8 protein-coding genes are annotated in these 15,193 nt (G+C 38.3%); 3 read left to right on the top strand and 5 right to left on the bottom strand.

All coding sequences use genetic code 11. The annotated features are described in order from the left end of the window. Positions 1–101 precede the first annotated feature (101 nt). Together QNI22_RS35070 and QNI22_RS35075 are read left to right on the top strand one after the other, a co-directional pair. Entirely contained in the window at positions 102–6,119 is a 6,018-nt protein-coding gene (locus QNI22_RS35070; RefSeq protein ID WP_314518597.1) for an alpha-2-macroglobulin family protein, read from the top strand. Between the two features lie 58 nt (positions 6,120–6,177). After that, positions 6,178–7,389: a DUF2252 domain-containing protein gene (locus tag QNI22_RS35075; protein ID WP_314518598.1), complete on the top strand. Its 1,212-nt coding sequence runs from the start codon at positions 6,178–6,180 to the stop codon at positions 7,387–7,389. Positions 7,390–7,489: 100 nt separating this feature from the next. Here QNI22_RS35075 and QNI22_RS35080 read toward each other — a convergent pair whose 3' ends face one another. From QNI22_RS35080 to QNI22_RS35095, 4 genes are all read right to left on the bottom strand, one after another. Continuing rightward, positions 7,490–8,260, bottom strand: coding sequence for an AMP nucleosidase (locus QNI22_RS35080; protein ID WP_314518600.1), 771 nt, complete (start codon positions 8,258–8,260; stop codon positions 7,490–7,492). A 233-nt stretch (positions 8,261–8,493) separates the two neighbouring features. Beyond that, entirely contained in the window at positions 8,494–10,212 is a 1,719-nt protein-coding gene (locus tag QNI22_RS35085; protein WP_314518602.1) for a GMC family oxidoreductase, read from the bottom strand. Positions 10,213–10,318: 106 nt separating this feature from the next. After that, positions 10,319–12,040 (bottom strand): GMC family oxidoreductase, encoded by a 1,722-nt coding sequence (locus QNI22_RS35090; protein ID WP_314518605.1) that lies wholly within the window; start codon positions 12,038–12,040, stop codon positions 10,319–10,321. Positions 12,041–12,125: 85 nt separating this feature from the next. After that, the gene (locus QNI22_RS35095; protein WP_314518607.1) at positions 12,126–12,782 is read right to left on the bottom strand and encodes a gluconate 2-dehydrogenase subunit 3 family protein; all 657 of its coding nucleotides are present in this window, start codon (positions 12,780–12,782) and stop codon (positions 12,126–12,128) included. A gap of 370 nt (positions 12,783–13,152) precedes the next feature. On the opposite strand from QNI22_RS35095, the gene trxA reads away from it, so the two are divergent. Next, the gene (gene trxA, locus QNI22_RS35100; protein WP_314518610.1) at positions 13,153–13,446 is read left to right on the top strand and encodes a thioredoxin; all 294 of its coding nucleotides are present in this window, start codon (positions 13,153–13,155) and stop codon (positions 13,444–13,446) included. Positions 13,447–13,493: 47 nt separating this feature from the next. Here the strand turns inward: trxA and QNI22_RS35105 are convergent, their stop codons facing one another. Next, a complete protein-coding gene (locus QNI22_RS35105; RefSeq protein WP_314518617.1) occupies positions 13,494–15,122 on the bottom strand; it encodes a phospholipid carrier-dependent glycosyltransferase in 1,629 nt (542 codons plus the stop codon). Positions 15,123–15,193: the final 71 nt, after the last annotated feature.

Consider the following 15,193-nt stretch of genomic DNA (forward strand, 5'->3'; position numbering starts at 1 on the left):
TTCAAAAAGTTATCTGATTACCAGGCATCTGATAGTACAGGTAATTTATTTTTTATGGAATTTAACAGCTTGCGGCATCTGAAGAAAAACCGCAAGCTGTTATGAAAACACTTTTTCTACTCCCTTTTTTTGTTTTTCTCTCCTTTATATCAATAGGCCAGAGCTTAGTCCATAGCCGGACAACAAGCTTCTATACGTATGTTTTTCAGATTACTAATACAGAAGCTCGTACCATTTATAAGAAAGATTTATCATCTGTCACAGACAAATTCTTTCACACTGTTATAGATTCCTTTCAAACAGACAAAGCATACACTCGTACACTTCCACAAGGCCATTATCTGTTGGCGTATGCTTCAGAAGATCGGTTGGTTTATGAATTAAAATCAGTGGGACAGTTACAGGTAAAGCTTCTGAATAATAAAAATGATTTAGCCATCCATCTGCATGACTCGTTAGGCAATCGTATTTCTACCGCCAATGTGTTTCTTAAAAAACATAAGATTTCGTTTGATACCAAAACACAGTCATATCGTATTCGAAATACTAATCGGAAAGGGTTTCTGGCTATTGACTATAAAGGATTTACTTCCTATACATCGGTCACCACTCAATATGGTAGTAACCACTTAGCAAATACTATGCGTAGGGTCTTTTTGGGACGGCCCGGATTAGGGTATGTAACCATGCCCTTTTACCAGGTTTATGCATCTGTCAGAAGTGGTTATCCCCAAGGCTGGATTAAGGACGTAACACATCTGTTTGATGGAGCCTGGTGGGAAACAAATTTTTCCGGCTTTCAGAGAGATGTTAGAGTTGCCCGACGTCACCAGGGACTAGTTATCTTCAATAAACCTCGTTACAGAGCTGGAGAAACGGTTCGATTGAAAGCATTTATTCGTAGAAGAAGGTCAGGACATCCTATCCATAAAGAACTGGAGGCATGGCTTTACAAAGGACATACACAGGAAAAGCAAATTAAATTAGGTATTATACGACCTTATCAACCTGGCTTATATGAGTTTTCATTTATTCTTGTAGATAGCCTGCGTATAAAGTTAGGCACTACCTGTCAGGTTATTTTCAAGGATAAAAAAGAGGGAGAATATGTGACAGGAAATTTCACCTATGAAGATTATGAACTGAAGTCCAACACATTTACAATCCGTAGTGATAAAAAAGAATATACTACTGGTGAGAAAATACAGCTTTTTGCCAGAGGAACAGATGAAAATGAGTTGAATGTAATGGACGCCCGTGTGCAACTCAGACTCTATCCCCAAAACACAGGAAAATTTCCTCAATCTCAGGTGATTGTTCCTGATACAATCTGGAAGCAGGATCAGAAACTGGATGCAACAAGCGAAACCCGAATCATAGTACCCGACTCTATTTTTCCCAATGCCACGATACAATACCAACTGGAGGCGACATTTCTTAATAGCAACAACGAACGTCACAACCACACACTAACATTTAGCCGAACCTATAGTTCTTCCACTTTAAAATTGTCTATACAAAATGATTCACTGGTTGCGGATTATCTGGTAGCAGGAAAGTCCCAATCCCATCAGGCGATGCTTACTTTATATGCAGAGGATGATGAAGAAGGTAAAATCGTACACAAAGATGTTTCTTTACCTTACAAAGAACTTGTCAATCCCTATACTAAAACCTATTCACTGGAAGATTCCTCTCAAAGTGTATCCTTAGAACTGCAATCTCAATCTTCCGGTTTCCAGATCTTTACAAACAGAACAATTGACTCTGTATCAGTTCAGATAGTTAACCCCAAACACCTTCCATTCTGGTATACACTCCATCATAAAAACAAACGACTCACTTCCGGACAAGACCATACAGACTTACAGATTAAACGTAAAGCGTCACTTCGTCAAAACTACTCTGCGTCCGTACAATACATCTGGAACAATAAGGTATATGAGAATGAGTATGAAATACCATTGGCAAATAAACAATTACAGATTGAAACTACTCAACCTGCTACCATATCTCCTGGGCAGGCTATTCCTATACGTGTGAGTGTACGGGATATCAAAGGCAAGCCTGTTGCTAATGCTGATATGACAGCCTATGGGATTACGCGCAAATTTACAGAACTAAGAACTCCCAATATACCTGATTTCAGCAAACGTTATCATAGCCGTAAAATCAAAAATAGCTTTCAATTAAGAAATAAGTTTGAGGGTAACCAGGCAGAAACCAATCGCAAATTGCAATGGAATCGCTGGCATAAAGAGATGGGGTTGGATAGCCTCGCCTATTTTCAGTTTCTCTATCCCAAAAACGGTATCTATAAACAATATCTGTCAATGCCAAACCTCATGACTCAAATAGCTCCATTTGTAGTAATAGATGGCAAAATCCAGCAAATTCACTTGCTGTTTATTGATGAACAACCTGTCTATTTTCAGGTGGCAGATGTAGGTCAGCGGTATAGCTTTCATGTTGACTCAGGATATCATCACATAAAGATCCGTACTCAAACCTTACAAATAAACTTGGATAGCATATATCTGAAACCACACCATAAATTAATTCTTAGTATTGACCCAAAAAGCTTCTACAAACCTAAAAAAGGAGAAAAGGCAGAACCTTTTATCCGAAATACATCCACTACACTTCAAAAACAAACTCAGATAGACACTCTTAAACCCTACCTGTCTTCAACAGAGCTTGCAGTGCTCAATCAATATCTGATGCCAGTTAAACAAAACTACTATTTTGGGAACGATTATGTATACATTCATCAGGATAAACAAATATTCACTCTTCATGGACCTTTTCAAAGTAGGTCTTCCTATTTCATTGGCCCTGTAAAACCAAATCTGACTCATTTTGTATCGAAGAACTCATTTTCTACAGACTTTATCTTTGAGCCCTCGTTTGAATACGACTTTCAACCTCAGCTACTCAAACTACGTACATGGACTGGTTTTAAAGACTTATTCTTAGCCAATAACAACATTAGTAAGCCTAACTTCGCAGAAAGAGCATGGACTGTGGAGGAAATAGATTCACTTACCAAAGCCTATCAGGCAGTTCCCTCCTATCCTACTGAATACTATAATAATCCAAATCATACTACTTCCGGACATGGGAAACTGGAAATACGATATCTACAAACAACTAAAAAGCAAAAAATCATCCGGTATTTTGTCTTATATCAGGAGAACAATCCATTGTTCTTCCGCATATACCCGTCTTATTCCCAGCTAATGCATGATATGGAAGCAGGTACTTATTGTATGGTAATTCTTCTGGATAAGAATGAATATCTAATGGCATCGCCCATCTATATTCAGAAAAACGCGACAACCTATTATCAACCTGATTGGAATGCTGTTCTACCAGCAGATAATTACAGCAATAATCTTTTTGAACAGATAAAAAAATCTGTACAGGTTAAAATAGATCTTGCTTACCAATTACAGGACAATAAGCCTGTCATAAAATCCTATTATCCATCTCAGGTTTCCTCTGAAGGCTTTACACATTATGTACAAGGCAAAATACTGGATGAAACTGGTTCACCCCTGCCAGGAGTATCTGTATCTGTAAAAAACACAAATCGTGGTACAGTTAGTGACACCAATGGGTTTTATAAACTGTATGTCCCAGCAGATGGGATTCTAACCTTTTCTTTCATAGGATATATGACAGAAGAAACCCCAATTCACAATCGCACTGTGATAGATGTCCAATTAGTGGCAGATGTAAAAGCATTGCAGGAAGTAGTAGTCATAGGTTATGGGACGCAACAAAAAAAATCCATCACAGGTGCTATCTCAACAATAAATCAATCTTTGCAAGGTAGGATTGCAGGTGTGATTATTAAGGAAGATAAACGCATTCGAATAAGAGGCATGTCAAGTATACCAACCACACAACGTCCGCTTATTGTTATTGATGGAATTCCCTACGATAACTTAACAGACATAGATCCTGCCCTGATTGCATCAGCAGAAATCCTTCAGGCTGATATGGCTACAGAATTGTATGGGGCAAGGGCAGCCAATGGAGTAATACTTATAACTTCTAAGCCCAATAGTGTTTTACCCAAACCCAAGGAATCAGCTTTTCCCGAAATAACAGCCGTCCCGGCTGAAAATGCGATCCGGAGCCGATTCTCTGATTATGCGTTTTGGCAACCCAGACTTACCACAGATAAAAAAGGAGAAGTTATTTTTACAGCTGCGTTTCCAGATGATATCACCAACTGGCGTACGTTCTTTGTTGTCATGGGAAATAAAAAGCAAACTGGATTTTCAGAAAGCTCTGTCAAAGCATTTAAAAGTTTGGCAGCCACATTATCAGTTCCACGCTTTTTGGTCCAGGGTGATAGTACACAGGTGATTGGCAAGTCTCTCAATTATACTTCAGATACCATTGCTTTACAAACGAGTTTTGAGATAAATAATAAGATCCAATCCAGAAAGCAAATACAAGCTATCAATGCTACTGTTGATTCGTTGATACTTTCAGCTACGACCTCAGATTCACTAAAGATCAAGTACTACCTGCAAAAACCAGATGGTTATACAGATGGAGAAATGCGCTCTATTCCTATATTTCCAGTAGGTGTAACAGAAACCAAAGGTCAATTCTGGAATCTGGAAAGAGACACCACCGTTCAAATGCGTTTTGATACGACTTTGGGTAAAGTAAAAATATACGCTCGTGCACAGGTACTGGATATCTTAGTAGAAGAGATTGAACATCTGCATCGATACGAATATCTGTGTAACGAACAAATTTCCTCTAAGATTAAAGCCTATCTCGCCAGCAAACGTATCTGTAATCAGCTACATAAATCCTTTGCATTTGATCAGGACATACAAAAACTTATCCGGAAACTGGAACAGGCACAATTAAAGGAAGGAGCATGGAGTTGGTGGAAAGAAGGACCTGTTGCTGTTTGGGTAACTACCCATGCAACAGAAGCCCTACTTGATGCACAGACAGCCGGATATACTGTATCTTTTAACAGACAAAATCTTATCAACTATTTCACCTACCAGTTGGAAAAAGAAAAGGTATCTTTTGATGATCAGATACGCATGTTACAGATTCTCAAACGTCTTCAGGCAAACAGCAACTTTACAAAGTATATTACAGGGCTTGATATCTTCTTTATTACTAAAAAAGAGAGTATAGTAAAAAATAAACTAGGGTATCAGAAAGTAATTGAAGAACCTAAACCTTCTTTGTATCAGTATTTGCAACGAATGGCCTTACGTCAGCAATTTGGACTTGCTTACTCAACAGATACACTGTTTCGTATCCGACAACAAACCCTATTTGGCAGTAGCTACTGGGGAGAAGTTCAATACCATCCATATTTGAATGAGATACAAACTACGCTTCTTGTATACCGGATTCTGAAAGTACAAGGAGGGCATGAAGCAGAACTTAGTCGCATACGGAATTATTTTTTCGAGAAAAGAGCAACTGGCTACTGGCGTAATACCTATGAGTCTTCTCAGATCATTGAAACGATCCTGGCGGATGTGTTAGGAAGTGATACCACAATACAAAAATCACAGCTAATTGTAAAGAATAGTTCGGAAAGCAAAGCTATAACCACCTTTCCATTTGAAACAGAAGTGGCAGCAAAAGAGGTTCTGACAATTCAGAAAAGTGGTACCTTACCTGTATACCTGACCAGCTACCAACAGTTTCACAATTCCAGCCCTTCTAAAGTTGAAAAAGACTTTATAGTCAAAACCAGTTTTAAAGGAAGTGAACATACCCAACAAGTCCTTAAACAAGGAGACAAAATAACACTACATGTCACTGTCAATGTAACCAAAGATGCCGATTATGTGATGGTAGAGGTACCCATTCCGGCAGGATGTTCCTATAGTGATGAATCCCAGAAAAGCTGGGCACAAAACTGGTATGAAACGTATCGAGAGCCATTCCGGCATAAAACTTCCATTTATTGTACCAAACTGAATAAAGGGACATACATTTTTGATATACAACTGGTTGCCCGCTATGCAGGTGCATATACACTAAATCCGGCTAAAGCAGAACTCATGTATTTTCCAACATTCTTCGGACGAAATGAATTAACAAAAATTCGGATAAAATAGGAATATGAAGGATATTATAGCATTTTAAGGGCCTATTTTGTATCTAATAAATCCTTTTATGCTGAATATTCCAGAAACTATCCATCAGTTCAATAAGGATAGAGATGCCCGTTTGCTACCCCGAAAGTATGCTCAGATGGCAGCCAACCCTCTCAGTTTTTTCAGAGGTTGCTGCCATCTGTTTTATCACACTATTCAACAGGAATCATTCTTATACCAATCTCCAATTGTCTGGTCCTGCGGGGATCTACATCTGGAGAACTTTGGAAGCTACAAAGGACATAATTCCCTTACCTATTTTGACATCAATGACTTTGATGAGTCATTACTGGGTCCAGCTTTATGGGAATTAGTACGTATCACAACAAGTATATTCCTGGCTACAGATTTGTTGCATTTCAAACGAACAGAGCAACAACACTTTGTCAAATTATTTCTGAAACAATATACAACTACCTTACAAACAGGTAATCCCAGATTACTGGAAAGGGATTTTGCTCAAGGTCCTGTCAGAGACTTTATGAAGAAATTAAGTGGAAGAAAACAAAAAGATATCTTTAAAGGAAGAGTAAAAAAACAGAAAGGCAAGCTGGTACTGGATACCAACTCAAAAAAGGCGTTACCGATTAATCCAATTAAGAAAGAATCTTTAATGCATGATTTGCAAAACTGGCTTGATATACATCATTATCATGGTAAGGTTCTGGATATAGCTCATCGTATTGCAGGTACAGGCAGTCTGGGAATGGAACGTTATATTGTATTGTCAGAAAGTAGTGCAAAAGACAAGAAAAAGAAATACCGTTTGTGGGATTTGAAAAAAGCTGTTCCATCAGCTACTGCCAGCTTCACAACATCACCTCAACCAAAGTGGAATAATGAAGCACATCGTATTGTATCCATCCAGCAACGGATGCAAGCCTTTAGCCCAGCATTCCTCACAGCTATGGAGCTTGATCAAACAGCCTTTGTTTTGAAACAACTACAACCCAGTGAAGACAAAATAGATTTTGCATCATTAGGCCATAAACCCAAGAAAGTCATCAAAATATTGGAAAATATAGCCCAGTTGCTGGCATGGGCACAGATACGGAGTGGAGGAAGGCAAGGATCTTCGATAACAGACGATCTGATTACATTCTCACAGGAAAAAGGATGGCAAAAAAATCTGATGACATACACAGAGGACCTGTCCGAGCAGATGAATCAACATCACCAAAGTTTTACCAAAGCTCACCAGGATGGCTTCTTTATCAACAGAATAAGGTAATTGTTAAGACATAAAAAAAGCCACAAGGTATACTTGTAGCAGCCACTCACAGCATCATTGGAATCAAGGGATTCCAATGATTTTTGACACAAAAATCAATTTACTCAAATTTCAGGTGTTTCACTGACTCACCAGAATTGGCTAATTCAACCAACGCATCAATACCAATTTCCAGATGTTTCTTGGCAAAACTAGACGTTACTTTTTTGTCACTCTCAGAGGTTTTTACACCTTCAGGTGTCATAGGGTTATCCGACACCAGTAATAGTGCACCATGTGGAATGGAATTGGCAAATCCTACAATAAAGATGGTTGCTGTTTCCATATCAATAGCCATGGCTCTGACATCTCTCAGGTATTCTTTAAACTTTTCATCATGCTCCCATACGCGGCGATTGGTAGTATATACCGTTCCAGTCCAATAATCAAGTTCATGCTTTTTGATCATAGACGAAACCGCCCGTTGTAAACGAAACGATGGTAATGCAGGAATTTCCGGAGGCATGTAATCATTTCCGGTACCTTCTCCTCTGATAGCAGCAATAGGCAGGACCAGATCTCCCAATTTGGTTTTCTTTAATCCACCACATTTTCCTAAGAAAAGAGCAGCTTTAGGTTCTATGGCCGATAAAAGGTCCATCACGGTAGCCGCCATCGCACTTCCCATCCCAAAATTGATGATGGTAATGTTCTCGGCTGTAGCTGTTTGCATAGGCTTCCCATGTCCTTTGATCTCTACGCCAAACTTTTCAGCAAACATCTCAACATAATTGTGAAAATTGGTTAGTAGAATATACTCACCAAACTCGCTCAAAGGCACCCCCGTATAGCGGGGTAACCAATCTTTTACTATTTCATCTTTTGTATTCATGCCCGCAAAAATAAGCAATTTCTACGATCTTTCAGATGAAGGCTATGTTAAACTATATATCTAAATTATTTAACAATCTATTATAGGTCGTAACCATCTATTTACATTTGTATATGTTTCAGTCCAAATATAATCTTACAGATAGAAAGTAGTTGTTAATCTGAAATCGTGAAAGACTTCCGAATGATATTATAAAAAAGAAAGGCGATGAGTTATCTTCATCGCCTTGTGTATTATATATTTTGCTTATTGAGTTCCTTAACAGCAAAATCAACAGCACGGGCAGTCAATGCCATATACGTTAATGAGGGGTTTACACAGGAAGAAGAAGCCATCGCAGCTCCATCTGTTACGAAAACGTTTTCACAACCCCATACCTGATTGTTCTTATTCAGAACTGAGTTTTTAGAACTTGTGCCCATACGAGCCGTACCCATCTCGTGTTTGCTTTGTCCAGGTACACCTCCTCTATCATACCCTTTCACATCTTTCAGTCCAGCAGCTTCGAGCATTTCAGCCGCATCATTCATCATATCGATACGCATTTTCTTTTCATTGTCCCGATACTCACAATCAATCACCAACATAGGCAAGCCATAAGGATCTTTTTTACTTTTATCCAGATACACATAATTTCTATGATCTGGCAAGTGTTCGCCAAAGGAAGACAATCCCATTGTCCATGGACCTGGTTTTGTGAGTTGCTCTTTAAAATCAGCACCAAAACTCATTTCGGCCACTCCTCTTGCCCAACCTTGTCGGCTGGCACCACCCTGATAGCCAAATCCGCGTAGATAATCCCGTTTGTCGCTACCCACATTCCGAAATCGAGGTATATAAATACCATTTGCCCGTTGCCCATAATAGTATTTATCTTCAAACCCCTCCATTACGCCGGAAGCACCCACACGTGAATGGTGATCCATTAGATTATGTCCTAATTCGCCGCTTTCATTTCCCAAACCATTCGGAAAACGATCAGAAGTAGAATTTAAAAGAATATAGGCACTATTAATAGCAGATGCATTCACAAAGATGATCTTAGCAAAATATTCACTGGATTCCTTTGTTTGAGCATCTACAATACGTACTCCTTTTGCCTTGCCTAGTTTATCATCATAGATAATAGAATGTACAATGGAAAAAGGTCGCAAGGTTAGCTTACCTGTTTTCATCGCAGCAGGTAAAGTAGCAGCATTGGTACTAAAGTATCCGCCATATACACATCCTCTGCTACACTGATTCCGATACTGACATTGCGAACGTCCCAGATCCAGTTGTATCTTGCCAGGTTGAGTCAGGTGGGCAGCCCGTCCCATAATCATCTTTCGTCCAGCAAAGCTTTTTTCAATACGTTGTTTTACTTCTTTCTCTACACAGTTCATCTCCATAGGAGGCAGAAATATGCTATCTGGAAGCACATCCAACCCTTCAATAGCACCGCTAATGCCTACAAACTTTTCTACATACTCATACCAGGGGACCAAATCTTTATAACGGATTGGCCAATCTGTCCCTATACCTTCCTTTATATTTGCTTCAAAATCCAGATCACTCCATCTGTAACATTGTCGCCCCCAAGTTAGTGATTTACCACCTACCTGGTAACCCCGATACCAGTCAAACCGTTTCTCCTCTATATATGGATTAGCCAAATCATCAGCCCAGAAATTGCCATTCTGCTCATTATAAGGATAGCTTCCTTCCCGGGTTTGCACAGGCCGTCCCTCTTTCTGGCCAAGAGTCAAACGTCCTCTATGCGGAAATTCCCAAATTTGTGTATTGGCAGTGGTATAATCTTCAATATGTTTGACATCCTTACCCCGTTCCAGTAACAGTACCCGAAGTCCTTTCTCAGTCAGTTCTTTCGCTGCCCAGCCCCCACTGATACCTGAACCTATTACAATGGCATCATAGGTATGCTGGTCTTCTGCTTTCAGATTAAGATTCATAGCTCAATTATGAATAGATTATAGTCCTGTGGTAGATTGAAAAAGCTCACGAAATAAAAAAACCCTGATACCGGAGTTCCAGGGTTTTTTCAAATATAGCGTATGCTTATAGATTTTGTTTTTTAAGTTCCTTAACAGCAAAATCAGCAGCACGGGCAGTCAATGCCATATACGTTAATGATGGATTCACACAAGAAGCAGATGTCATCGCAGCTCCATCTGTTACGAAAACGTTTTCACAACCCCATACCTGATTGTTCTTGTTCAGTACTGAGTTTTTAGGACTCGTTCCCATACGAGCCGTACCCATCTCGTGAATACCAATACCCAGGTGTTTAGACTCATCATTGTATGGCGTCACATCTTTCAGTCCAGCAGCCTCGAGCATCTCAGCAGCATCATTCATCATATCGATACGCATTTTGCGTTCGTTTTCACCATATGCAGCATCAAAGTTTACCAATGGAAGTCCCCATTTGTCTTTCTGATCAGGAGATAATGTCATCCGGTTGTCTGGATTAGGTAACACTTCACCAAATCCTCCGATGTTCATTCCCCATTCTCCTGGTTCTGTCAGACTTTCTTTGAACTCAGCTCCAAATCCTACCATACCTGTTCCGCGGCCCCAGCCTCCACGACTAGCACCACCCTGATAGCCAAATCCACGCAGATAATCCCGTTTGTCGCTACCCCAGTTGCGGTAACGAGGTATATAAACACCATTGGCACGACGTCCATAATAGTATTTATCTAACATACCTTCAAAGCGCCCGCCTGCACCTACAGCCAGATGGTGATCCATAACGTTACGTCCCAACTGGTCACTTTCATTTCCTAATCCATTCGGGAAACGCTTGGATTTAGAGTTCAGCAGGATGGCAGTAGAAGCAATAGCAGAGGCATTCAGGAATATGATTTTCGCATAATATTCCTTCACATCTTTGGGATCATGCTGATTGATTACCCGAACTCCTTTTGCCTTACCAGAAGCCTCATCATAAATAACTTCAGAAACGATAGAATCTGGCACAAGAGTGAGATTACCTGTTTTCATCGCAGCAGGCAATGTTGCTGCTTGTGTACTGAAGTATGCCCCAAACGGACAACCTCTCATACATAGGTTACGGTACTGGCATTGTGCTCTCCCTAACTCTGTATGAAACTGTTGTGGCTGAGTCAGGTGAGCTACACGACCAATAATAATTTTACGTCCGGCAAAATTTTTCTCTACCAAACCCTTTACCTCTTTCTCTACACAGTTCATTTGCATAGGAGGTAAAAATTTACCATCAGGCAATACATCCAAACCTTCTATAGAACCACTGATACCTGCAAATTTTTCTACGTAATCATACCAGGGAGCCAGATCTTTATAACGGATTGGCCAGTCAGTACCTATACCCTCTTTCGCATTAGCCAGAAAATCTTCTTCATTCCAACGGTAGCTCTGACGCCCCCACATCAGTGAACGACCGCCTACATGATATCCACGAATCCAGTCAAACGGACGTTTTTCTAGATAAGGATTTTCTTTATCGTTTTCAAAATGATGACGCCATTCTTCATTGGCTGTATAGCCTGTACGCACATTAGCCCAATACTCTTCTTTAGCCAGATTGGTTAATCTTCCCCGATGCGGAAAATCCCATGGATTTTTCATGGCTGTTTCATATCCAGATACGTGCTTAATATCCCGGCCTCGTTCCAACATAACAACTTTCAAGCCTTTTTCAGTTAATTCTTTGGCAGCCCAACCTCCACTAATACCTGAGCCTACAACAATGGCATCATAGGTAAACTGGCCATCTGCTTTTATATTTAAGTTCATATTCTCTTTAAAACAATGTTAAGATGATTAGGAAATGATTAGATCGGAGCAACAATGATTCCTTATTTAACTAATACAGATAAACTTAGATCACCCAGGCTTTCTGCCCTGGTTTCAGGTCAACGCAGCCATCGTATCTGCCAGGAATAGCCACATACGCTAATGCTTGTGTTGCACCTACCTCTGATGTGAAATAACCTAACAACGTCAGGTCTTTCATGGTAAAGTAGAAAATAGGAGATTTTGGCTTTGGAGACTCACTTTTCTCTTCACTAATCTCTTTGTCCAATCCTTGTTTTGGACGTTCTTTTTCTTTTTTAGCTTCCTCATCCCGTTTGGTTCTTTCGTCAAGCGCATCCTTTTCTACCTGTTTGAATACTTCATTACGTTCATTGGCAGCCAGACTTACAAAGGATTTGCTATACGCTTTCTGACTTTTGTCATCTACATCCTTTAATCCTTCAAAAAAAGCCTGACGATCATCATCCGTGTAGCAATCGGTTAGCATCAGCTTAATAAAGTCTGCAACTCCTGCTTCTTTTGCACCAGGTGTACCTGTTTTAGGAATGATCGTTTCTGCAATTTCACCGATCAACGTCAACGTATCAGGAGTAAAAGACAATGCGGCAGTTTCTTTTGTAGCAGCAGAATTGCAGCCTTCCATTACTGCCAGTAAAGTGGGTGCCGAAAGTGTTGTACCCATAAGGGCAGCCACTCTGGCAATGGCATCTCTTCTATTCAAGGTTTTGTATTGTTAAATGATTAAATTATGAAAGGAATGAAAATTTTACTGACCAAAATACAAAAAATATCTTTTCGTATTCAAGTAAATTATTCTATATAGATTGTTTCTAAATAAGAATAGCTTGTTTTTTAAAAAGTATGTTTGATTATCAATATGTTTGGGAGAATTCCAATAAAACCAAATGAAATTTTATCTGGAGGCTTTTACAAATTTGTAAATACTTCTGTTATACAGAACGAAACTGATTAGGCAAATAGTATACCTGGTGCTTAACTTTCTGTATATCTAATTCTGATTCCCATTTATAGACTGAACCTTTTCTATAGTTCCCATCGTTCTCACACTAAAACAACTAATAAAAAATTGTATGAGCTTTCAGGAGATAATTAATGCTGAGACACCTGTACTAGTTGATTTTTATGCAACCTGGTGTGGTCCATGTAAAGTACAAGCACCTATTTTAGAAGATTTGTCAAAACGAGTAGGAGATCAGGCCCGTATTCTTAAAATAGATGTAGATAAAAATCCGGCTGTAGCTGATAAGTATGGAATTCAGGGAGTACCTACACTGATGATATTTAAAAACGGAAAAGTAGTATGGCGTCAGTCAGGTGTTATGCAGTCTAATCAATTGCAAAAAGTACTCCAGCAATATATATGATTTTACTAAGTTGTAAAACATCTTATGCTGTTTTACAACTTAGATCTTTATTTACTCAACAAGCTCTTTCCATCATAAATAGCAACAACCTTAAAATCATCAACATTAACAGAGAAAAGTTCTTTGTAAAAAGGAGTAGGATCTGATATATAACGAAATTCAGTAATAAAATAGTCGCATGACAAATCTTTAGGCAAAGTTTGAGCTCTCTTTTCAGGATCAATAGTTTCGATACTTATTCTACTTTTATCTTTCGGATCCAGAAATATTGTATTAGTAATTCCAGGAGGTAAATTACATATAATATGTATAGAAGAGGAAGAATCATGAGCTACAATATATTCTAAGGCTTGTTTATAGGATAAACCCCAGTAATCTCGTTCAAAATTCTTCTCAATATTCCGCCCTGCCAAAGTATTAAAATATACATTTTGATAGGGGTGGTTCTTTATCATCCAATAAATAGTATAGCATACGTTAAAAGAAACCAACGACAGGACAAATAAAGAAATCCATTTAATTCTTTCATTTTTTACTAACTGTGCATAAAGCCATTGAATTCCTTTTAAAGCTATTAACAAATATGCACCATAAATAAAATATAGCTGGCGCCATCCATCATAGACAACAGAATCAAGTATTATTATGGCTAAAAGCGGACCTGTAAACAAAGCCAATAATATAAGTATTGTACGGTTCTTACTAGCAAATATGTGTTTGGGATCTTTTATAAATCGTATAACACTTTCGCCAATACCTAGAAAAAAGAAAAGACTATAAAGTATTGGTGTTGTAATAAGAATATAAACAGGAATGTAGTGTTTTGGCAAATCTCCTGCAGGTACATACATACCCATATATAAGACAGAATTTTTCCATCTGAACTGTTTCATATTCTTAAATACTGTAGCAATGTTTGAAAAAGGATCTTCCCATAAAAAAGGCCAGAATAATATAGAGAAGAACAGAATAAGACTCAAACAAATAAATGTATTCAACAGGATTTTCCGGGGAGTATATTTCTTTTCTACCAAAGCCTGAATAGATACAAAAACAATAATTAAGGGAACCATCAATGCTACTACTCGGGTACAAATAGCCATTGACGTAAACAAACTAAGCCAAAAGCAATAATTTAATGTAAAACTTTCTGAGAATAAAAGAAGATAATATGTTGTAATTATAAAAAAAGCTAAGCACACAATGTCTTTGCTATTATAAAAAGATTCAGCGAAAATGCGAGGGCTTACAATCAGAAACAAAGTAACCAAAAGAGCCAGTAACCTTTGATTAGTTATAAGTATTGCTGTTTTGTAAAAGTAAATTGTAGAAATAAAAAATATTAGGAAAGTAAAAAAATGTCTTAATCTAAAGCTATCCTTTACATTACATTTTAGAAGCTTTTCAATGATTAACATAGGTAAGTCAAAAATCACACCATAGTCTTGGTCTTTATAATCATATAAATCAGGAATAGCTTTCTGATCTCCCAAAGGAACATTTATACCTAACTTTTTGATTGTATATTTAGCAGATACAAGTCCATTCATTCGATTTGTTTTTTCATCAAAGGAAATACCATAATCTGTAAATGAGAAAATTCCTACAAAAAGATATATTAGAAAAAAACCAGTAATCAAGCTATTGAGTGTAACAAGCTTATTTATTAATTTCATTAGTAATTAAGAATCTAAAACACTAGAATATATATAGGGTATCTACACGCTTTATCTGACAATTCATTTGA

This window comes from Xanthocytophaga agilis, from assembly GCF_030068605.1.
In the GTDB taxonomy this organism is placed as follows: Bacteria; Bacteroidota; Bacteroidia; order Cytophagales; family 172606-1; genus Xanthocytophaga; species Xanthocytophaga agilis.

Bases quoted from the DNA above. Each gene is read 5' to 3' on its own strand.
- QNI22_RS35070 (WP_314518597.1), top strand. From the start codon at position 102: ATGAAAACACTTTTTCTACTCCCTTTTTTTGTTTTTCTCTCCTTTATA.
- QNI22_RS35075 (WP_314518598.1), top strand. From the start codon at position 6,178: ATGCTGAATATTCCAGAAACTATCCATCAGTTCAATAAGGATAGAGAT.
- QNI22_RS35080 (WP_314518600.1), bottom strand. From the start codon at position 8,260: ATGAATACAAAAGATGAAATAGTAAAAGATTGGTTACCCCGCTATACG.
- QNI22_RS35085 (WP_314518602.1), bottom strand. From the start codon at position 10,212: ATGAATCTTAATCTGAAAGCAGAAGACCAGCATACCTATGATGCCATT.
- QNI22_RS35090 (WP_314518605.1), bottom strand. From the start codon at position 12,040: ATGAACTTAAATATAAAAGCAGATGGCCAGTTTACCTATGATGCCATT.
- trxA (WP_314518610.1), top strand. From the start codon at position 13,153: ATGAGCTTTCAGGAGATAATTAATGCTGAGACACCTGTACTAGTTGAT.
- QNI22_RS35105 (WP_314518617.1), bottom strand. From the start codon at position 15,122: ATGAAATTAATAAATAAGCTTGTTACACTCAATAGCTTGATTACTGGT.